Below are 22,859 nucleotides of genomic sequence, written 5' to 3'. Positions count from 1 at the left end.
CATCTAAATTTTTAAAATTCTATTTAATGACCATGGGAATTTTGGCTTTTCTGCATTTCAGATACCAGGTAATAGGCATTATTATAAGCAACTAAAGTACCTTCTGGAAGTGGCTCCAGGAGTTTAATTTCAACCCATCCATCTTCATTTATCCCTGTCCTTACCTGTATCGGTTTTAATTCCCATTCTGTTTTACCTTCTTCCTGATGTTTTTGAGCCGTAAAGATGTAAGGATTTCCATCTTCTTCAATCACTGCCTCTTCAGGTAGAGCAGGCACTGCTTCTTCTCCTGTCCGAATTTTTCCTTTAATATACATCCCCGGAATAAGATAATCTTCTTTATTTTTGATTTCTGCATGCACATGTACAGCTTTTGGATTTTGTTCAAATTGCTTCCCTACAGAATATATTTCTCCGGTCAGGTTACTACCGGGAACCGATTCCAGCGTAAAAGATATTTTTTGGCCTTCCTTGACCTTATAAATATCTTTCTCAAAAACCATTAGATCGGCATGAACATGTTCATTATCAACTACCATAAACATACTGGTTTGCGGTTCTACGTATTGGCCAATTTGCACCTTTACTTTTTCTATATAACCTTCAATGGGGCTTACTACCGGGATATATTCATACAGGTTGCCATTTCTGACTTGAGAGGCACCCAAGTTTAACTGTCTTAATTGGGATTCGTAACCACTTACCTCTCCCTTTACGGACTGAAAATCTGCCTGGGTTTGTTGAAATGACTTTCCTGAACCAACTTCAGCCTCGTATAATCGCTTCTGTCTTGCAAATTCCTTTTCTAAAAACTGCATCCGGTTAAAGGCATTGATATAGTCAGTTTGTATTTTCGTCAAATTGGGATGGGATAGATATGCCAATACCTGGCCTTTATTTACCTTATCACCTTCAATAACTTTTATTGAATTAATATTCCCACCTAAGGTGGCAGTCACGGTAGCCTCGTATTGAGGCGGCACTTCTAGTTGTCCATTGGCTTCCACTATTCCTGATAATGCTTTCTTAGGTAAGGTATCTACTTTGATTCCCAAACTATTAAATTTCATCTCTGAAAGATTTACCGAGCGCATCCCGCCTTCTTCTTCATTGTGACCTTCTGTTTCTTTAGAATCCGATGCTTTAGACTCCTGAGTATCTTTTTCCGAATTAGAATTTTCTTCACACCCAAAAAACAATGTAAGTGATAAGGCAAGCATTAAAATATTTATTGATCTTATGTTCATATCGTTTTCTTTCTTAGTTTTTAATTTGAATTTTCAAGGTAATATTCAAGTTGGTACCGGCTATCGAGATAATCATCGAAAGCACCCCAGGCATTTACCTCAATTCTAATGGCATCTCTTATATTCTGAAGGAAGGTTACATAATCTATAGCTCCTTCCTTAAAAGCTAATACAGCTCCATCCTGTTGCTCCTTAGCCAATGGAAGCGCTTCATTTTTATAATAATTCCAGGAGTTTCTCCATTTGATGAATTCTTCCCGCATATTTTTATAGGCGGTTTCCAGTTCGAGTTTATCCTGGTAAAAATTTTGCTCGGCAATCTTTCGATGGACTTTAGCTTCTTGTGTACGTCCTAATTCCGGTCCAAAAAATAGCGGGATTTGAATTCCCAATTGATATTGATAGAATCCCGACTGTCCATTTATTTCCTGCCTGGCATACTGGCCCTGAAATTTGGGCAGAAATTCTGATTTTCGTTCTCTGGTAATTGCTTTTGCAATATCCACCCTTTGTTCAGAAACCTGAAGCGATGGATGATTTTCAAGGGACTCTACCAGAAAGTTCAAAGGTTCGTCTAAGGTTTCAACGGGCAAATCTGGTACATCATAGATCGTATCACTGGCAAACCAGAGGTTTAGGCGCTGCAATGATTTCAGGTAATTTCGATAGGACTGTTCTAATTGTATTTTTACCTCACTCCCCTGATTAGAAGTGGCAAGATATTCGAGTTTAGAGGTAGCTTCTGTCTCATATCGAATCCTTGCGGCCCTTTCAATGTCTTCAAAAATTGAGTCCATCTTCCGGTAAACCTGATACATTTTTTTCCGGGTATAAACTGACGCCCAGGCTCTACTTACTTCACGTTCAACTTCTAAAGTATTTAATTCTAAAGCATTTTCGGCCAATGCGACCCTTTCTTTCTGCAATTTTAAACGCGGGGCAATTCCGAAAATATCAATGCCTTGTTGTTGGACGCCAATCTGGGTATAAATTCCATCAGAACCATTTCCTACTTCTTCCTTTCCTGTAAAGATTTGGGTATTTCCAAAATCATAAGCGGTTTTACGCAGTACTTCTTCACTTTCAATTTCAAGTTGGGCAGCTTTTAGCTGGGGAAAATTTTTAATTGCGATTTCTCTAGCCTCTTCCAAGCTAATTGTTTGTAAAGAATCCTGTTGTGAATATTCAGATGACATTGCATCAGATTGTGCATTTACAGAAAAGGTTCCGCCTAAAACTAAGCCAATTATCAAAATCGTAGCTAAAGATCGCGAATTGGAAGAACCTAGTTTATTCTGTTCTTTTTTCTCTCGTTTTCTTTCTACAAGGGTATATAGTACTGGTAATACAACCAGCGTAAGCAGTGTAGCTGTAAGCATCCCACCTATAACCACCGTAGCAAGTGGTTGTTGAACTTCTGCACCGGCTGATGTGGAAAATGCCATTGGTAAAAAACCGAAAATATCTGTTGTTGCTGTTAACATAATAGGTCGTATTCGTTCTTTGGTTCCTGTAAAAATTCTATCTCTTATACTGGTTACTCCTTCTTCTTTTAAAGAATTGAATCTATTTATTAGTACCAGCCCGTTTAAAACTGCAACCCCGAATAATACAATAAAACCTACCCCAGCAGAAATACTGAATGGCATTCCCCGCAACCAAAGGGCAAAAACACCTCCAATGGCAGCGAGGGGTATGGCTATATAGATCATGACAGATTGGGAAAACGATTTTAGGGCAAAATATAGAAGAACAAATATCAAGAAAAGGGCAATGGGTACAACAATTATCAAGCGGTCCTTAGCACTCTGAAGATTTTCGAATTCCCCCCCATAAGTTATATAATACCCGGGAGGTAATTCTAATTCTTCATCTAATCTTTGCTGAATATCATTAACGACTGACTCTACATCCCTTCCCCGGGCATTTACACCCACATAGGTTCTTCTGTAGGTATTATCTCTCGAAATTTGCATAGGGCCCGGAACATATTCGATATCTGCTATTTCTTTTATCGGTACCTGAGTTCCGTCGGGAAGATCGATATACATTCCACGCAAGTCATCAATATTCTTTCTATGTTCTTCATCAAATCTTACTACTAAATCGAATCGCTTTTCTCCTTCAAAAATGACTCCTGCGGTTCCTCCCGCAAAAGCAGTACTTATATAATCATTTGCTTTTTGGATATCCAGGCCATATTGAGCAATTTTATCACGGTTAAATTTCACGGTCATTTGTGGCAGCCCAGATGTTCGTTCAGGATTAACATCTCCTGCTCCAGGTACGGTCTGGATAATATTAGCCATTTCCTGTACCTTTTCCGACAACACATCCAGGTCCTCCCCATATAGTTTAACCGCAATATCTTCTCTTACTCCTTCTAATAATTCGTTGAACCTTAATTCTACAGGTTGAGTAAACACCAGATTTACTCCTGTAAGTTCTTTATTCAGTTTTTCCTTGATCTGTGCTATAAGTTCTTCTTTAGTTTCAGCGCTTGTCCATTTATCCTTATCCTTTTCAAGGATCAGATACATATCTGCGATATCCATTGGCATTGGATCTGTAGGAATGTCGGCTACTCCAATCCTTGCGGTTACCGTTTTAATTTCAGGGAAATTTTCTAGGAGTATGTTTTCTATTTTTTTGGAAACTTCAATAGATTCTGTTAATGAACTCCCTGGTCTGATCAAAGCCTGCATGGCAATATCTCCTTCATCAAGTTGAGGCACAAATTCTCCTCCCATTCTGGAAAAGATAAAACCGGCTATCACAAGTAGAATGGCGGCGGCCCCAACAACAATGAGCTTCAGTTTTAATGCCCCTTTCAGTAAAGGCATATACACTTTTTGGATTCCACCAATTATCTTATCACTTAACCTTTCCAACCAGCGTTCAAATTTTCCAAACCAGTTCTTTTTATTCTGAATGGGTTTCATAAATAGGGCAGACATCATAGGGACATAGGTAAGACATAAGAAAATAGCTCCAATCATCGCAAAACCGAAGGTATAAGCCATAGGCTTAAACATCTTTCCTTCTACCCCCGTAAGAAAAAGTATAGGAGTGAATACAATAAGAATTATAATCTGTCCAAAAAACGCGGAACTCATCATCGTACTTCCCGCATCATAGGCTACTTCATCCATTTTAGCCTGAGTAAATTTCAGTTTGCCTGATCTAATCCGTTTTTGTATTTCATACACGGTTCCTTCGATGATAATCACTGCACCGTCTATAATGATTCCAAAGTCAATAGCGCCCAAACTCATTAGATTAGCCCAGACATTGAATTGTTTCATTAAAATAAAAGCAAAAAGCAGTGATAGTGGAATCGTGGTTGCGGTAATAAGACCACCTCTTAGACTACCTAATAATAATACCAGGGCAAAAATTACTATTAATGCACCTTCCAGTAAATTAGTTTTGACTGTATCAGTCGTTCTGGCTATCAATTCACTCCGATCAATAATTGGTTCTATGGTTAAACCTTCAGGAAGTGACTTTTCAACTTCTGCCATCCTATCTTTAACATCCTGAATTACAGCATTGGGATTGGCACCTTTTAGCATCATAATTATCCCACCTACGGCTTCTTCTCCATCCTGGGTGAAAGCCCCATAGCGTACCTGATTTCCAAACTGAACATCTTCCGCAACATCTCCAATAGTTATCGGAACAGCATTTTCGGTAGTAATAGCAATTTTCCTTATATCTTCCAGTGAACGGATTAAACCTTCACCTCTAATAAAATTTGACATTTTATTTTTCTCAATATAAGCTCCCCCTGTATTTACATTATTTCGAGACAAAGCCTCATAAACCTCAGAAATACTTATACCCATACTGTTTAATTTTTCCGGGTTTATTGCTACCTCATATTGTTTTATGGAGCCTCCAAAAGAATTTACTTCCACCACCCCATCCAGTAAGGTAAGTTGCCTTTTAACTATCCAGTCCTGAATAGTTCTAAGTTCCATAGGAGAATATTCAGTTTTATAACCCTTTTCTGGTTGTATGGTATACTCATAGATTTGACCTAATCCGGTTGAAATAGGCCCCATTGAAGGACTTCCAAATTTATCGGGTATGGTCTCCCCTAATTCATTAAGTTTCTCCTGTACAAGTTGACGAGGAAGATAGGTTCCCATATCATCTTTGAAAACAATAGTAACTACCGAAAGTCCAAAACGTGAAATAGAGCGAATCTCTGTAACCCCAGGTAAATTACCCATCGAAAGTTCTACAGGATAGGTTACAAATTGTTCAATATCTTCTGTGGCAAGATTAGGTGACTGGGTAATCACCTGAACCTGATTATTAGTAATATCTGGCACCGATCCCAGGTTAACGGTCATCATGGACCAAATACCTGTTCCTATAAGTGCTAAGGTAAGTAGCCCAATAATAAATTTATTATTAATGGAAAATGAAATGATTCTATTGATCATATAAAAAATTAATTCAGTTAAACATTTCGATATTTTCTATGAGTTGAAAAAATCGATAATACTGGTCTGGAGAATTTGTAGAACTCCAGGACGAGAAAGGATATAGTTATCCTATAAAAACTGAATTATACTTTTGGGGGATCTAAAAAAGAAAGGATAGGTTCTTCCACCGAGCTGTCAAAATGAGCGAAAGTTTTGGAAGGAATTTCCGTGATTAAAGGTTTGAAATTAGAAGAACCAAAATCTATTGTATGTACATGGCAGCAATGACAGCTACAAAATGGAGGACATAAATCCGCTTCCTGATTATGGGTGTGATCGAGGTCCAGATTCTGGCCGGATACTATGGTTATTTCTGAATCATATATTAATTGCGACGAATCACTGTCATTACAGGCTAAAAAATTTAGCCCAAATACATATATAGATAGTATGAATGCAATTATTTTCACAATGTAAAGATAACAAAATAGCTATGCACAGGGTGTGCAAAAAATTCTATCCAGAAAATATTGTTTTAATTTTGACCTAAAATTTATCCAGAGCAATCAATTTGCAACAAAGATTCACATGATAACTTTCTTTTCTACGAGCTTAAGGAAACTCTACACGTATTTCAAAAAGAACAGCAAATAAAAAATTAACTGTTTTTAAATAAGATAAGACGGGGGTAGCTTTTAACTAAAGAGCATAAAACCTTGGACTCAACTGCCCGAATATATCGACTACTTTGTGAAAAACTATAGTCTACCTTGAGATTCAAAGTAGCAATTCACTTGCTGCATCCAATACTGAGCTATCCAATTCTTTCAAGTAAGCCTGGGTAATTGTTAGGTTTTGATGTCCCAGTGACTCGCTTATAACATCTGTGGCAACGCCCATTTGCTTTAAGCTATTCGCAAAACTATGTCGGGCTACATAGCTGGTTAAAGTTTTATCAATATTACAGATAGTAGCGATCTCTTTTAAATCTTTATTATATTTACTTAGCGTTTTATGTTTACGGTTTTCAATTTGAAGCGGGGTCAAGTTATCTTGCAAGAGTAAAGGAAAAACATATTTTGTGCCAATAGATCTTGCCTTAAAATAATTCAAAATATCCCTAACAGGTGGCAGAATAGTAATATTAAAATTTCCTTTTGATTTGGACCGGGTGTAAAATATTTTGTCACCATTAATTTGAGACCATTTTAAATTAATTTGATCAGCGAAATTCATTCCCCGGGTATAAAAGCTGAAAACAAAATATTTATGACTATGTAAAAGATGAGGATATTTTGATATATCCATCTTTACTATTCTCATTATCTCGGTAAAGTCAAGAGCTCTTTTCGCAGGCTTGCTTTTAAGCTTAGAAATTTTATAATTCTTAAAAGGATAAATGTCCGCTGAAATTATATCTCGTGCAATGGCTTTATTAAAAACAGCCCTAATTGTTCGCATTCGCAAACTGATACCACCATCATTTCCACCCAGTGAACGCAAATGCGTTTCAAATTTTGACAAGTAGGTAACCGTAATGTCTTCGAACTCCAGTCGAGTTGATAAATTGAATTTTTTAAGGGCTAGAAAAGCTTCATTATGAATTCTTGCATTGCCAGTTCTGCCGGCTGAGTTAAATTCTTGAATTAAATCATTCCAGAAATAAAAAAATTTCTTTGATTCAGGATTGGAGGTTACTCGAAAAGCATTTTCAAATTCAGAAAGTCGAAAACTTTCATTTTTAAGCTGTAGTTCGGAATAAATCCTAAACGCACGTTCTTTAAATTTTAAAAGTAGCCTATTGTCCTGAAGATAGTTTTTATGTCTTTTGTTGAATAATTCCGCACTGGCATCCCATTCTTCAGGAAATACATTAAATATAGTTTTGAAATATTTTGTTTTCCTGTTTTTAGTTACTCTTAAGCTGACAGGAAAAGTACCATCAGCACGTTTAACTTTATGCAATACTATTTTTACAACCGCCATTTTTGAATTTTTAATGTTCTAAATCCGTACAACAAATGCTTACATTTATAATATTATTGCAGTAAAGCCCTACCATTAACGTTTTAAAATCCGTACAACATACGTACAACATACGTACAACAAATTACCATATAAAGGTAAAACAAAAGAATTTAGATACACTTATTAAAATCATAAAGTATTGATAATCAATACAAAGGAAAGCTAATACTACTAAATGAAAAGTAAAATTTGAGCCTGGGGGGCGTGGGGTCGCAGGTTCAAATCCTGTCATCCCGACTTTAACTAGTTATATTTTAACACAATTAAAGGGTAATTATATGGTTTTCATATAGTTACCCTTTCTTTTTGTGCTTAAAATTTAACAAATAGTGTTAAATTTTAAGTGAGTTAATCGTGAGTTCACGTTAAATTTGTGAGTTAATCGTGAGTTATTTTTTTGTATTTTTAGCTTACCGGTACTCCATAATTATGTATTGGTAGTTTGACTTTCGCCTTAATTAATTGTTTCATTTAAATGACAAAGCTATGCGTACTAGTCAAACCTTTTCCATTTCTTTTATTATTCGAAAAAAGAAAAAACAACCTGAATCAGCTATCCTCTATGCCCGAATTACCGTAAACGGCAAATCCCTTGAAATCAGTTTAAAACGTACTATTCCGATTGACAAGTGGAATCAAGCAGCCAGTAAACTTACTGGCAACAGTTCTGAAAGCCGGCTAATCAATAAAAAAATTGATGAAACAAAGGCGCAGCTCTATAAAATCCATGACGGTCTTTTAAAAGAAGGCCTGCTGGTAACCACGCAGACCGTCAAAGCTAGATTTTTGGGGAGTGATCAGCAGCATTATACGCTTATCTATTTGATCAATTATCACAAGGATAAAATGGGTAAGGTTTTAAAGTATGGGACTATGAAAAACTATACAACTACGGAAAACTATCTCAAAGGCTTTTTAAAAACCCAGTACCATACTTCGGATATTTATTTAAAACAGGTTGATTACCAATTTACACTGGGATTTGAAAGTTTTTTAAGGGGCTTGCCAAGCCTTCAAAATAACGGAGTCATGAAACATATGGAACGCTTTAAAAAATTGATGCGCCTGGCCGAAGATTTAGATTGGATTGAAAAGAACCCTACCAAAAAGTTTAAACTCCGTTTTGACCAGGTGGATATGGTCTACTTGTCTAAAGCAGAATTACAAAAAATAAAAGACAAAAAATTCAGAAGGTCTACTCACAATATCAACCGAGATATTTTTGTATTCTGTTGTTATACGGGGTTGCCCTATGGGGATGTGAAGGAGCTAAAGAAAAAACATATTCAAATTGGTGTGGATGGGAATAAGTGGATCTACACCCGAAGGATCAAAACCAATACGATGCTTAGAATTCCATTATTGGAGGAAGCCGAAAGAATTCTGGAAAAATATCAGGATCATCCAAAGGTATGTTCTAGTGATATTTTACTTCCGGTTTATTCTAACCAGAAAACCAATCAATATTTACGGGAAATTACCAAAGCGGTAAAAATCGATAAGGAATTAAGTTTTCACGCGGCACGTCATACTTTTGCAACCACGATAACTTTAGCCAATGACGTTCCCATAGAAACCGTATCTAAACTTTTGGGACATACCAAATTATCGACCACTCAGATTTATGCTAGGGTGATTGATTCTAAGATTTCGAGTGATATGGATAAATTGAGAATTAAGTTAAATATTTAAGTAATGATCTTGCAGAACTTCCGCTGCTTAGACTTTGTAAGTATATTAAACGAGTAAAAAAGATTTTTTTAAAAATTTTGACCATCCATTCAAAATCCTTATTTATAGAAATACTTACATTTAGAAAGTAATGATATTTTTATAGAACTATTTCTGAAATACTCAACAAGTGGATAATGGAAAACAAGAATTTAATAACTAACGAAACAGCAATAAAATACATAGAAGATGATTCATTAAATTTTCTCCCATTTGCCGAAAAAATTCAGAACATAATAAGAGGATATTCTAATAATCCTGAACCTCTTACGATTGGGATTTACGGAAAATGGGGTACTGGGAAAAGCTCTCTATTAAATCTCATTGAAAACAACATCGAAATTTTTCATAAGGAAGAGGAAGACAAACCTTATATTAAATTTCATTATAATCCTTGGTTATATCAGACAAAGGAAGAAATGCTTTTTGATTTCTTTGATACCTTAAGCAGAAAACTTAATTACAGCGATAACGAAAATCTAATAAAAGCAGGAAAGCTCATTAAAAAATATAGTAGATATTTGAAGGCGGTAAAATTATCTGCTTCAGTAGGTATTCCAAAACTATTTAATGCTGGCGTTACTATAGAGCCATATGAAATACTAAAGAAATTAGGTGAGGATTTAGAAGGAGAAGAAAAGAGTTTGAATGAGCTTAAAGAAGAAATTGACCAAACATTAAGTAGCTCCGATAAAAAAATTATCGTATTCATTGATGATGTAGATCGGCTCGATAAAGATGAAATATTTACATTATTTAAATTAATCAAAATTAATGCAGATTTTAAAAACTTAGTGTTTTTAATTTGTTTAGATCCTGACTATGTTGCTAAAGCAATCCATAACAGATATGGAAATGATGTGCATTCAGGACAAGAATTTCTTGAAAAAATAATCAATATACCTTTAGAACTACCGCTAATAGAAGAAGCAGACTTGGATTTTTTTGTAAAAGAAAAAATAAAAGGAGTACTATCAACCTCTCCAAACGTAAAGACGACGGATTTAAAGGAACTGTTGGAGAGCTTGAGAGGCAGTTACTTCAGCTCACCACGTGAGATCATAAGAATAATAAACTCTTTTGCCATTTCCGTATATGCTATTGGCAACGAAGTTAACATTCATGATTTATTCTGGATCGAATATATTAAAATAAAATATTTTAAAACTTATGAAGCAATAAAGCGCTACGCAAGCGACTTTAAATCTAGTAATCTATTTATTGAAAACATTAATTTCAATGATGTTTATTCTCAGAACAATGTTGAAACAGGATTAAGAAAAGAACTGTTAGAAAGCCATTCAGAAGCGTATAAAATCATAGATTTTTTGTTTCCAATGGTCAGAACTGGAACGGTATCAGCATATCAAAGTTCTATACTTAAACCTAATAGAACATTAGATGCAGAATTGAGGATTAATCATTCAAATCATTTTGAAAAGTATTTTTCTTTCCATACACAAGGAAAAATTTCAGAATTTTCTTTTTCCAATTTTCTGGCAAACATAAGTCCGGGAAAATATGATAAGGCTTTGGAAGATCTAAATGAAATGATTGAGGCTTCTGGTGAAAGAAAAATTGTGTATCGCATCGCAACTGAAATTGAAGTGATAAAAGGGAAACTTCAAAATAGGTTTATTCTTTTTCTAATACAAAATATTGATAGATTTTCAGAGGTGTCCGATTTACATCCACATTCAATAGAAATAATCCAAGTAATCGCCAAGAAATTAGTTCTAGAACCAAAAGATAATAAAGATTTGATTCTTTCCATTACAGAATCATTAGATTATTTTCAATTAAGTTGGTACTTAGGTATATTCTCTAAGAGAGGTGAAAAATTTGAATTTTTAGATAAAATTGAAGAAAAACTAGTAGCAAAAGTTAAAGATTCTCATAGCCACCCCTTTTTTGAAAAGAGAGATGTTGCAAAGATGATCATGCAAGTATGGGCTAAACGAGATTTCAATGAATTTGGGAATTATATTTTAAAATACATTGACTCTAAGGAAAACAGTTTTGCTTTTATTAGGGTTTTTCCTCATTTGTGGAATAGGGACATTCAAGGTGTTTTCAAGCAAGAAGATTTCATTTACCTGACCGAGGTTCTAAATTTAGACAGTAAATTGATCTTTGATAAAATAAAAGAAGTTGTACCCGAAATAAGAAATATTTCTAAAATTGAGGATATAAATGTTACCTGGGAGGAGAATAATGGTAATTCAGCCATGGAAAATATCCAGCAGTTTTTTTATTGGCATTTGAGTAAAGAAAAGCAGGAGGTGGCTGACAACTCTTTAACTGCTGGACCACCTCCTATAGGTGGTCCTACCCGAGTTCCTGAGTGAAAAACTAGTGTAGAGGGGTAATAAAATAATCTTTGCAGTTAGGCTTTAGCAAAATGTTTATACCCGTTTAAAATATATAAATGATTTTTCTATTCTCTTAATGATATGTAATTGGTGCAAACCAATTTGTATGAAAATTTTGTCCCTCCACGGGACGAAATCGAATAGCAAGAGGGTGACACGCAGAGCGATGTCATTCGATTTCTTGAATATGTAAACTGTTGTTTTTAAGTATTTTATAAATTATGTGAATTCGAAATATATCCACCCCTGTGGATATACCCCGCTGGAAAGGTCTATAAAACCTAGAGTGATGTAGCCAGTATGTATTAAAATAGTATCCATTAAGGCAAAGTCAAGACTTCAAATAAAATCAAGAGCAGCAGAGATGTTCCGGAAGTTTTCTATAAAACAATAGCAACCAGTCCGAAACTTTAAACACAGCTAACCATAATAACATAAGGTCTAAATGCATACGCCCATCTCTTCGCAAGAATTCGGTAGGAGTTTATACTTCAAAAGCAAACTAATTAGTTCCAATGCCACTCACCACTTTTACTTCCAATCCGCAAAAGCTCCATTTCAGCAAAAGAGGTTCATTACTAATTGTCTTGGACACGAGCCAAAAAGCTTAGCATAATAAATACTGAAAAAATAATATCGAATAAGCTTTTTAACTCAAGTCCGCCTTAGCAGTAACTAAAATTCACCGATCAGGATTTCAGAATTTCTTTTAAAAGACTTCTTATATCACCCTTACCTTTTGCTGCTAAAAAGACAAGTTTTGAAATTAACCGGAGCGCATAAACCGCTTTGCTATTTATAGCTCCTCTATAATTTTAAAACTTGAAGATGAAGAAGTATCAAAAGGTAATGCGATGGCGCTGGAAGAAGTAAATAAAAATTGAGAATAAACCATTTCATCCTGATCTACATATTTTTTTCTTTGCCCTGGCAAAAGGAAAATGCTGAAGATGAAAAAAGTAAATTTTATTATTTCAGTGATTGAGATCTGGGACGGTTAATATTTTTACAGCAAACCCTTGAATTAAATGAATCAGTAGTTCGTTCTCAAAATGCATAAATGAGAAGGGAAGCAAGATGTGTCATTGTAATGACAATCTTGCTTTGCGCCCGATGGTTGCAAAGGTTTAAAAAAATGAAAGTGCTATTCATCCAGACGCACCAAAACCTATACTAATCATTTAAGATTTTTGCATTAAAAACCTCATAGAATTGATCAGGCAAGAAATTGGCTGTACAGGAGGTAATATATTTACCTGAAGGTTTCATGTCGAATTTTATTCTTAGCCCTTCTTCTTTAAGTTCTTCAGGTAAAGTCGCAGTTATTATAGAGCTTACAGAAAGTTCAATATTACTAGGAACTATTTCATAGGCAAGTTCTTCTTTCTCGGTATTACAAGAAGTAGACCCCTGCACCGTGCCTTCAATATTAGTAAGTGTACCTTCCGTTTCACTCTCATCACTAGCGCAACTAAATACAATTATGTTGACTATAATCAGGATTACAGGGTGAAGAACCTTTTTCATTTTATAATTTTTTTGACAAATTCTATTAATATATTTAATTAATAGATGCACTTTCAATCAAGAGGTTGCGTCAAAATATATACAAATTTAATCTATTCTGTTTTTCCCCTTAAATATCTCTTTTTTATTGCGACCATCGGGAGCAATCAAGATTGTGCCCACAGGCACACATCTTGCACTTCCTTCTAAAGTTTGTAAAGTAAATTGTTGTTCTTTGTTTCCCTGTTTTGATTTTTTCCCTCAGGGTGGAAAAAATAAATTCCTTCATAATCGCAACTTTTATCTCCAATACTCATAACCAAAATTTAAATCATTGGCTTGGTACTTTTTCTTTTTCCTTAACATCTAATTCAGATAATTTTTCGCTAATTCTATCCATAAAATGCATCTGGTAATCGGGCATTAATCCAATAATCAATTCTAAAACCCGGCAAACACTTTCTTCTTTGGTGGCTTTCTGGTTAATTGGAGCCAATAACATCCCATTTCCATCGAGGGCAAATGCACAGACTTCCAACAGGCTAATGATATCATTTAATAATTGGTAGTTATTATTGACATCATAAGAAACGGAATAATTTCCTTTCGAATTCGGTTTCGGCAGTCCGTCTAGGTTTTGATATAATTGATGAATCTCCTTTAAAATTTTCACTTTCTCTTTCTTTGTTTTCATTGCCTCTGCTATTAGAATTTTATTTTTATTTTACAAAAATTTCTTTTCGCGTATTTCGATAGTGAAGAAATTCAAGTTCCTTTAGTCTTTTCTTTCCTTCATTACGCACGATTCTTAAGAAACGGCCGGCTAATTCAGTTGCATAGTCACTATCTTTTAAGGTAACGTCATCTACCGTTTTAAAATTTAAATTAAACTGAGAATGGCACAGATGAGAATAAACTCTTTTTGAGGTAAAAGATTTTTTGGGTAGAACTATCCGTGGACTTCTACTGAAACTCTTAGAGAGGTTTAAAAGAAGGTCAAGGTCAAAATAGTGGGGTTTCCACTCCCAGTAGATCCAAATAAGCGCTGCACAGGTTTGCATTATGGTTTGACTAACTAAAACCATTCTAGCACTTTCGTCATATACTGTATCACCGATATTGATTTTATCCATAAAATAAAACGCACGGTTTATTCTAAACTCCCAAACTTTTTTTATTTCCTGAAATTCCCTGGGGTGAGAACAATAACCTGTAAGGAATAAAGCCCTTTCCTGAAAAATACAATTTTCGGGTAAGAGAATCCGACTTAAAAAATTATCTCCTTCTTCTAAGCGTCTTATGATATCACTATATGAATAATGAATACTATACAATTTCACATGTTCATTCATTTTATTAAACACCTGGCTCATAAAAGGTTTGGGATTGTTAATATCTTCGTAGCTAATTATAAGCAGTGTGAATTCATATTGCTCTTCAAGATGTTGATAAGCCTTAGAATTAAACTTATAGCTTGATGAACTGTTTTTCTTGGTGGCTGCAATCCAGTAAATGGAATGGACATGAATTAAAGACCTGATTACCTTTACTAGTCGATCCAATACGTGCTGCGGTATGTTTTTAATTTTCATGATCATTGTGATTTTAAAGAATTCAGTTGATGTTATTACGGATTCCCATATTTCGTTTTAATGCATTTTCTATATATTTGGAGTTATGGGCAGAAATTTTAATTACTAAGCCAGTAATTTTATTGATTCTGGCTTCAAATTCTGAAAATTACTCGCCGTACCGAACCAGGCCCACTTGTAAAATACCACTGGTAGCCTGTAAATTACCGCTTGTGAAAAGTCTTAAAACTTTAAAATGATTCCTTATCTTTGAAATTATGACAACAACTAAACCCAACCATATAGGCCGTAAGATTGCCCGCATTCGTGAATTACGCGGAATGAAACAGGAAACTCTTGCCGAAGAATTAGGCATAAGCCAACAAAGTGTTTCTACTTTGGAAAAAAGTGAAACCCTAGAAGATGAAAAACTGGAAAGTGTGGCTAAGATTTTAGGAGTGACTAAAGAAGGGATCGAAAATTTCTCAGAAGAATCTATCTTTCATAACATTAATAATTTTAATGATAATAGTGTTAATAATGGTCCTTTAAATAATTTCCACTGTACTTTCAATCCTTTAGATAAACTAGTAGAAGCTTACGAGGAGAATAAAAAGCTTTACGAGCGCCTGGTTCAGGCTGAAAAGGATAAGGTGGCTTATTTGGAAAATACATTAAAACAGTTTAACAAAGAATAATTGCAGGGATTGTTTTAAATGCTATAGTTAAACACCTGAGAAAATACAAAATATATTATCCCTTTTGGAAAGCTGACTGTTATGCTTTTACTAATGAAAATTGATAATTTTTTTATAAAAAAATGAATTCTTTAGAAGATAGACTAAACCATCTAAAAGAGTTAAATAAAACTATTTCTTCTGTAGAAGATGAAGTCCGAAGTACACTCACGCAAAATCAACAACTTTCAAAAATTAAAAATGATCTTGAAGAACAAGTTAAAGAGCTAAACCAGAAAAATGAAGAGCTACTTACTACAAAAAGCAAACTGAGTAATAAACTCAACAAAAAAGAAGAGGAGATTTTTGCTTTAAAGAACCAATTCTCCGAACAAAATACCTTTGACGGTGAAAGTAGTGGTAATATTAGTTTGGGCATAAATAACCTAGCTGTACGTAAAAGCGAGGCTATTTATGATGCATTAAGTTATTTTGATAAAAAATGCCCTTATTGTAATGAAGATTTATTTGTAACCACAAGCCGCAAGCAATTTGAAATTGATCATTTTTATCCTGTTGTTAAAGGGGGGCAGGATGTACCCTGGAATCTTCTTCCTGTGTGTCAGAGCTGCAACCGCAAAAAGAAGGATTCTCCCCCTCATGTTTTCTTAAATATTGATTCTTTTAGGAAGGTTAGTGAGTACTTAAGAGGTGTACATGAAAAATTCAAGAATGAAGCAATTGATTCTTATACTTTTAAAGAAAAATTGAGCGAATTACTTAAAAACGAAAATCAGTTTATTAAAAGAAATATTCATTCTGATTTTATAACAAGTTTATTATATATAGCTGAAGAACATCATATTATTAAAGAGGAAATTATTTATGCCACAAAAATGGGCTATAATGAAAGTGATGAAAATGCTTCCATTATAGCAGAATTTCTTGAGAAAAATATTCCTGAAAATTGGCATAACCTCAATTTGCTGGAACGCAGAAAATTTTTAAAAGGAGAGGAATTAAATGAGTATAACTTTAAAAATCTTCATCAGCGAGAAATTGTGTGCACCGCTGAAATTTGGTGCGAAGCGTTTGGAAAAGAAAGGCAAGAATTAAATAGGCTTACATCAAGAAAAATAAATACTATAATGAATAATTTAGTGGATTGGAAAAAAGGCTCCTTCCCTAAACGATTTGCAATTTATGGTAGACAAAGATTCTATGAAAGAGTATCTTAAATCCCAAGTCACACTATTATAAATATATCTGTAATCAACTTAAAATAATAATGAAAAAATTTTTTTTTATAACCACAGTAATTTTAATGGGAACTGAATTAAATTCTCAGACACTATTTGAATTCAATAATAAAGGAGATATAACTCCAAACCCTAATGTTATTGAAATTGATAAGTCAAGCGAAGATATTTATGAAAAAGCAGTTGATTGGATCAACCTTAATTATAAAAATCCTGATTTTGTTATGAAGGGGAAATCTGAAGATAACTTTTTAAGATTTTCAGGAATTAAAAAAAATCTTAGTACTTATAAATCAATGGGAGTTACGATGAACTATGATTTACATTACACTATAAGAATTGATTTTAAAGATGAAAAATATCGTTTAACAATTGAGAATGCATATTTAAACGATGAAAATTATGTTTTGAACAATAAAAAAATTATGGATTTTGCAAAAGGAAAAAAAATGAAAAGTGCAATGACAGAATATTCCGATAATTCGATTGTTTATATTAATTCTATAAACAAGTCCCTCTATGACTATATTTCAGGGAAGACGGAAAAAGAGGATAGTTGGTAACTTTTAAAACTCAACCACTTAAACTTTCCTTATCAGATAGGTTCCTATTTAATGAGATGACAATATCTAATCAAGTATAGAAATCTGGATTGTTTGTATTATGATTCAAAGTATTGATTGATATTTGAAATAGTTCCAAGAGCTTTAAAAAATTATAAAAAGGAAAAAATAACTTTTATCCTATATAGAAATTAATTTTAAATTTTATAAATTTCAGATGTGATAGAATATCAAACTGCACCAATACGTTCTATTTAAATTGTGAGTTAATCGTGAGTTCAAAAAATTGGAACTGCGTGAAACCATATAAATACTGGGGTTTTGAGCGTTTTAAAAGCGTCCTGTCATCCCGACGAACCGTATTTAAACGGATATAAAAACACTGTTAATCTATTGGTTTTCAGTGTTTTTTTGTTTTTTGATATCATTTGATATTGTTTGATTTCACCCTGTTCAGTGAATGATTCGGTGAATACTTTCTTTCCAACAATTCACTATCTTAGAAGGACATTACTATTGATTTTACTTTCGTCTTGGTATCAAAAATGTTTAACTAAAAGACGCTCGAAATGCCTGATTTTACTACATTCTCCGTACTTTTCTTTACCAGGAAACTCAATCGGAACAAAGAAGAATTATCTATTTACGCCCGTATTACGGTAAATGGAAAATGCTCTGAAATGAGCTTGAAAAGAAAAACTTTAGTGAATGATTGGGACAATTCCAAAGGAAGACTCAAAGGAAATACTCCTAAAGTTAGAGAACTGAATAGTTATCTTGACCAGGTTTATTCCAAATTACTTGATACCCAGAAAAAGCTTTTGGATAAAGATTCACTTATCACTGCAGAAAAAGTTAAAGCTTCTTATTTAGGCTTAGATGAAGATCATAGGACATTAAGGGACATTATTCATTACCATAATAAAAAAATGAAGAATGTTCTTAAATGGGGTACGCTCAAAAACTATTACACTACCGCTAAATATTTGGAAAAATTCTTACGGAAGGAGAAAAAAACAGATAATATATTCCTCAAGCACATCAATTACCAGTTCATTACAGAATTTGAAATGTACCTTAGAAGTTATAAACCCAAGAAAGGGCAAAAAACTTGTGGCAATAATGGGGCGATGAAACATTTGGAACGTTTACAGAAACTACTTAATCTGGCTGTAAAATTGGAGTGGCTTGAAAAGAACCCATTCAGGAATTATAGCTTGAAATTTGAGAAAAGTGACCGGCAATTTTTGACCTCAAGAGAATTAGAAATATTAGTATCAACTAAATTTAAAAGCGAATCTCTAGAACGGGTCAAGGATATGTTTTTATTCGCCTGTTATTCCGGTTTATCTTATATAGATTTAAGAGAACTCACTACCGATCAGCTTGTAAAAGGTATGGATGGCAAAGACTGGATTTATACCAAACGAGAGAAGACTCAGCAATCAGTTAAAATTCCTTTACTACGGGCTGCAAATGCAATTATAAAAAAATATGAGAATCAAAATTTCCCTATTGATTCCAATACTATTTTTCCGGTAATTTCAAATCAAAAAATGAATAAATACCTGAAAGAAATTATGCAATCCATAGGAATTAGGAAAAAAATAACTTTCCATTCTGCCAGGCATACTTTTGCCACTACTGTAACATTATCAAACGGTGTACCTATTGAAACGGTTTCGAAGATTTTAGGTCATTCGAAACTTTCTACTACACAGATTTATGCCAGGGTTTTAGAGAATAAGTTGAGTTCAGATATGGGAAAATTAGATCAATTATTTGAGCAAAATACAAAAAGGAGGACCAACTAATTAATATAAGTTTTGGTGAGATTAAGATCAAAATTTAGCTTAGAATCAGGTCGCAAATTTGAAAAATTTGTATGTCGAGTAGGTAAAGGGGAATTTCACCCCTAAACCTCTCACAGAACCGTACGTGAATCTCTCAATTCATACGGCTCCTCTCAGCCAAGACTTTAAGGTTTAAGCCCTGAATATTGCCAATGTTCAAACAGGTAAGGTTCGAGCCTGCATATTTTCTGTAGATGTCGTAGCGCAAGGACCCACTGCTTTCGCTTAAACCTACGGTACTTATTACGTATCCATTTTGTCAAGCGAATGTGCAATGTTCTAAATAGCTTCTTAAGGCCTCCCAGTCGAAATTTACCGTAGTAGTTTATCCATCCTCTGATTTTAGGCCTCAACAGAGATGCAATTTTGTTCAACGTGAACTGTACCATTTTATGAATGTTCATCCTGAAGAGCTCTTCATTTATCCTGTTGATGCTTTTCTGACTGATGGCAGGGGTGAAACCTAGTTTCATTATGCCCCTTATTTTGACTACTCTGGGTTTAAAGGTGTGGCCCAGAAAATCGAACTTCTGGAACTTGACTTTAAACCTTGGTCTTTTCTTCTGATTTCTGCGACAGTAAACTATTCTTGTCTTCTCCTGATTCACTTCCAGTTTACACTCTTTGAATCGTCTTTCGATTTCTTCAAGAAGTCGATTAGCTTGAGGCAAGTGGTAACAATGAACCACAATGTCATCAGCGTAACGTTCAAACTGGATATCAGGATAACGCTTTTGGATCCACTTGTCGAATACAATATCCATAAAGATATTAGCTAATACAGGACTGATTACTCCGCCCTGTGGTGTGCCTTTACCATTTGGATTATGCAGCGTTCCATCCGATAATTGCACTGGTGCCTCCAGCCACCTTTTCACGTAAAGCAAAATATGCTTCTCCTGTGTATGGTGCTGAACAGCTTTCAGTAGCAGTTCATGATCAATATTGTCATAAAATCCTTTTATGTCCAAATCAATGGCCCAGCTATATCGTAAACAATTTATACGACATTGGCTCAAGGCATCATGTGCAGATTTCCTGGGACGATACCCAAAACTGCTTGGACTAAAGGTGTGATCAACTATTGTGTTTAACTGCGATGCAATTACTTGTTGGGCAACCCGATCAACTACAGTGGGAATACCCAAGGGTCTCATTTTACCTTTCCCTTTTGGGATTAGTACCTGTCGAACAGGTTTAGGGAAGTAACTCCCACTGGCCATCCTGTTCCATAATGGGTACAGATATTTCCGTGGTTGACTACTTACTGTTTCAATGGATAATCCATCTACTCCAGCACTCCCTTTGTTGGCTTTTATTCTCTTAAAAGCTTCATTTACCTGCAACCTGCTAATAGGTTGCGTCTTGTGTTCTTCATTAAAAATCATCCTTAAATTTCTTTAAGTTGTAATACAATAAATGAACATGCTTGAGTGAAGTCCTTTGCTCACAAGATGATTAATCTTGTTCTCTAGAGTATTTTCGCTACTACGACTTCATCCGTCCCAATACCTAACGTCGCTACTTTCTGGTTCTTCCGCTTCGGGATTTTTACCATTTTTGCTTCTCATTTAGATATTGGTTCTCCTGTTCCTTGATAATGCCTGAGTATGATTCTTGCCTCCTATATGCCGGGTGTCGTATGGTCAGTAATCAGGTATCCACCATACTTAATCTCTCGGAGCTGCTCTCTCCTCGATTTTGACACCGTAAAGGTCACTTTCGACACGTCCATAGAGGTTCACTTACGTTCAACTCCCATACTCTCACCAGATCTTGTCGCTCAGTACCTGTTCTCTTAAAACAAGCACCACAAGGCGGTTTGAACAATACGCCTGAACATCTTGTTCGATAGGCCAACATTTTACGAAACGGTACCGTGAGACTTCTAACTTACCATCTGAAAATGGGGTTAGCTCGTTTCTGTTTCTTCATAAAATTCTATCATCATTATCAAAGTTATGTTATCATTTCAATGAACTTTTAGGTTCTATTATACTCCCGTGATAACTCAGGACACACAGCAAGAGGATAACACGCTACGCAGTGTTACGGAATCATAAAATATTGTATTTCAGCGAATTAATTATTTTTAGGCTGTTATTTTTCACTACATTTGCGACAAACGCTCTCGCGCGCCCTATAAATAGGTGGTTTTTTGCGACAATTTCAAAAATAACAGTGTGAAAATTATATTTTTAAAACGGTTTAATATTTCATCAAACTAATTACTTCAAATGTCACTCACCACTTTTACTTCCATTTCGCAAACGCTTTATTTCAGCAAAAGAGCTTCATTACAATTGTCTTGGACACGAGCCAAAAAGCTTTGAAGTTGAATTGGTAAATAAGATGATTCTGAAAGCTTTTGACTCAAGTACGCTGGACGGTAACTAAAATTCACCGATCAGGATTTCTGATATTCAATTAAAAGCCTTCCTACATCACCCTACCTTTCGATGCTAAAGAAAACAAGCTTTAAAATTAACCGGAGCACATAAACCGCTTTGCTATTTATAGCTCCTCAATAATTTTAAAGCTTGAAGATGAACGGCATCAAAAGGTAATGTGATGGCGCTGGAAGAATTAAATGAAAATGACATAACTTCATATTCATCCTGAGCTACATATTATTTTCTTTTAACCCGCAAAAGGAAAATGCTTAAGATGAAAAAAGTAAATACCTGGTCATTTTTAATATATCAAAAAAACAGTATTAACTTTATCCTATATTTTTTTCTATGAAGATTTTCAAGATTTCACCATTTATTATTCTATTCACCATACTTTTAAGTATAAAAGGATATAGTAAGGTTCTAGATACTACTCACCAATTTCTTGAAAAGAAAGGAAAATCGATAGCTTTAGAAAATAAACAAGCCCTAGAAGATACCCTTCGCCATTTTGAAGAATCTTTACTTAAAGGCAAGACAAAAGTTGAATACAGAGTTTGGGGTACCAATGCAGAAAAAGCCTGGCTAGATTACCGCCTTTTTGAGAGTGATTTAAGGGCAGATTACGATGCGGAAAACTATTTGGCCGAAACTAAAGCCTATCTAAAAGATTCCACCCAAATTTTAATCGTTAAACTTAAAGGTCTTGAAACCTTAGATAAGAAAGGGCTTCTGGTAAAAGATATTATTCAAAATAAAAAGTATTATTTAGCCTTACTCGATGAGTTTGAACAAAGCGAACTACCTCCCCGGACCTATTTATATTTTGAAAATAAAATCCGGAAAGTAAGTCTTGAACAAGCAAATAACAAATATCAAACAAGCCTTGTTCTAAATTTTGTTGGTTTAATAGCCATAGGTGGATTGACCTTTGGTTATTTCAAAAATAAAAAGGAAAAACCTTCTTACCCATCTTTGAGTAACCAAGAAAAAAAGGTGAAAAACCTTATTGAGGAAGGGAAAACAAATAAAGAAATTGCCGAAGCACTTTTTATAAGTCTAAGTACCGTAAAAACGCATACTTCCAATATCTATAGTAAATTAGGGGTTAAAAATCGAAAGGAACTACAGGCCAATTCTTAATCTCCTACCGGTACTAGTCCTTTTTTCAGACTTAAAATTCAATTTATTTACACCCTCAAATAGTTACTTCGTTTCAAAAT

The 22,859-nt window shown here is 34.4% G+C and carries 16 protein-coding genes; 7 read left to right on the top strand and 9 right to left on the bottom strand.

What is annotated here, in order from left to right; genetic code table 11:
- Window positions 1-23: 23 nt before the first annotated feature.
- The 4 genes from FG27_RS17170 to FG27_RS17160 form a co-directional block, all read right to left on the bottom strand.
- Window positions 24-1,247 carry an efflux RND transporter periplasmic adaptor subunit gene (locus FG27_RS17170; protein ID WP_231563350.1) on the bottom strand — a complete coding sequence of 408 codons (1,224 nt, stop codon included), beginning with the start codon at window positions 1,245-1,247 and terminating at the stop codon, window positions 24-26.
- Window positions 1,248-1,267: 20 nt separating this feature from the next.
- Window positions 1,268-5,701: a CusA/CzcA family heavy metal efflux RND transporter gene (locus FG27_RS17165; protein ID WP_037321281.1), complete on the bottom strand. Its 4,434-nt coding sequence runs from the start codon at window positions 5,699-5,701 to the stop codon at window positions 1,268-1,270.
- 125 nt (window positions 5,702-5,826) lie between these two features.
- Window positions 5,827-6,153 carry a DUF6660 family protein gene (locus FG27_RS19620; protein WP_345741570.1) on the bottom strand — a complete coding sequence of 109 codons (327 nt, stop codon included), beginning with the start codon at window positions 6,151-6,153 and terminating at the stop codon, window positions 5,827-5,829.
- A 307-nt stretch (window positions 6,154-6,460) separates the two neighbouring features.
- Window positions 6,461-7,669, bottom strand: a complete 1,209-nt coding sequence (locus FG27_RS17160) for a site-specific integrase (protein ID WP_037321279.1) — start codon at window positions 7,667-7,669, stop codon at window positions 6,461-6,463.
- 528 nt (window positions 7,670-8,197) lie between these two features.
- Here FG27_RS17160 and FG27_RS17155 point away from each other — a divergent pair.
- Together FG27_RS17155 and FG27_RS17150 are read left to right on the top strand one after the other, a co-directional pair.
- Window positions 8,198-9,403, top strand: a complete 1,206-nt coding sequence (locus tag FG27_RS17155; RefSeq protein WP_037321277.1) for a site-specific integrase — start codon at window positions 8,198-8,200, stop codon at window positions 9,401-9,403.
- 176 nt (window positions 9,404-9,579) lie between these two features.
- Window positions 9,580-11,790: a P-loop NTPase fold protein gene (locus FG27_RS17150; RefSeq protein ID WP_037321276.1), complete on the top strand. Its 2,211-nt coding sequence runs from the start codon at window positions 9,580-9,582 to the stop codon at window positions 11,788-11,790.
- A gap of 820 nt (window positions 11,791-12,610) precedes the next feature.
- Here FG27_RS17150 and FG27_RS19295 read toward each other — a convergent pair.
- From FG27_RS19295 to FG27_RS17135, 4 genes are all read right to left on the bottom strand, one after another.
- Window positions 12,611-12,748, bottom strand: a complete 138-nt coding sequence (locus tag FG27_RS19295) for a hypothetical protein (RefSeq protein WP_197051696.1) — start codon at window positions 12,746-12,748, stop codon at window positions 12,611-12,613.
- A gap of 239 nt (window positions 12,749-12,987) precedes the next feature.
- Window positions 12,988-13,341, bottom strand: a complete 354-nt coding sequence (locus FG27_RS17145; protein ID WP_037321275.1) for a hypothetical protein — start codon at window positions 13,339-13,341, stop codon at window positions 12,988-12,990.
- Window positions 13,342-13,651: 310 nt separating this feature from the next.
- Complete coding sequence (locus FG27_RS17140) at window positions 13,652-14,014, bottom strand: hypothetical protein (protein ID WP_037321273.1); 363 nt, start codon at window positions 14,012-14,014, stop codon at window positions 13,652-13,654.
- Window positions 14,015-14,039: 25 nt separating this feature from the next.
- On the bottom strand, window positions 14,040-14,912 hold the full coding sequence (locus FG27_RS17135; RefSeq protein WP_037321271.1) for a hypothetical protein: 873 nt from the start codon (window positions 14,910-14,912) through the stop codon (window positions 14,040-14,042).
- A 257-nt stretch (window positions 14,913-15,169) separates the two neighbouring features.
- Here FG27_RS17135 and FG27_RS17125 point away from each other — a divergent pair, with 257 nt between their 5' ends.
- From FG27_RS17125 to FG27_RS17110, 4 genes are all read left to right on the top strand, one after another.
- Entirely contained in the window at window positions 15,170-15,589 is a 420-nt protein-coding gene (locus FG27_RS17125) for a helix-turn-helix domain-containing protein (RefSeq protein WP_081912642.1), read from the top strand.
- A 122-nt stretch (window positions 15,590-15,711) separates the two neighbouring features.
- Entirely contained in the window at window positions 15,712-16,806 is a 1,095-nt protein-coding gene (locus FG27_RS17120) for an HNH endonuclease signature motif containing protein (RefSeq protein WP_037321265.1), read from the top strand.
- Window positions 16,807-16,856: 50 nt separating this feature from the next.
- Window positions 16,857-17,390 (top strand): DUF4468 domain-containing protein, encoded by a 534-nt coding sequence (locus FG27_RS17115; RefSeq protein ID WP_037321264.1) that lies wholly within the window; start codon window positions 16,857-16,859, stop codon window positions 17,388-17,390.
- Between the two features lie 569 nt (window positions 17,391-17,959).
- Window positions 17,960-19,204 carry a site-specific integrase gene (locus tag FG27_RS17110; RefSeq protein WP_037321262.1) on the top strand — a complete coding sequence of 415 codons (1,245 nt, stop codon included), beginning with the start codon at window positions 17,960-17,962 and terminating at the stop codon, window positions 19,202-19,204.
- A gap of 164 nt (window positions 19,205-19,368) precedes the next feature.
- On the opposite strand, the gene ltrA is transcribed toward FG27_RS17110, so the two are convergent.
- On the bottom strand, window positions 19,369-20,631 hold the full coding sequence (gene ltrA, locus FG27_RS17105; protein ID WP_037315690.1) for a group II intron reverse transcriptase/maturase: 1,263 nt from the start codon (window positions 20,629-20,631) through the stop codon (window positions 19,369-19,371).
- Window positions 20,632-21,984: 1,353 nt separating this feature from the next.
- On the opposite strand from ltrA, the gene FG27_RS19560 reads away from it, so the two are divergent.
- Entirely contained in the window at window positions 21,985-22,779 is a 795-nt protein-coding gene (locus tag FG27_RS19560) for a response regulator transcription factor (protein WP_051935917.1), read from the top strand.
- Window positions 22,780-22,859 lie beyond the last annotated feature (80 nt).

The organism is Salegentibacter sp. Hel_I_6, assembly GCF_000745315.1.
In the GTDB taxonomy this organism is placed as follows: Bacteria; Bacteroidota; Bacteroidia; order Flavobacteriales; family Flavobacteriaceae; genus Salegentibacter.
The sequence above is the reverse complement of the archived record's forward strand: the minus strand, read 5'-3'. Positions and strand labels throughout refer to the sequence as shown.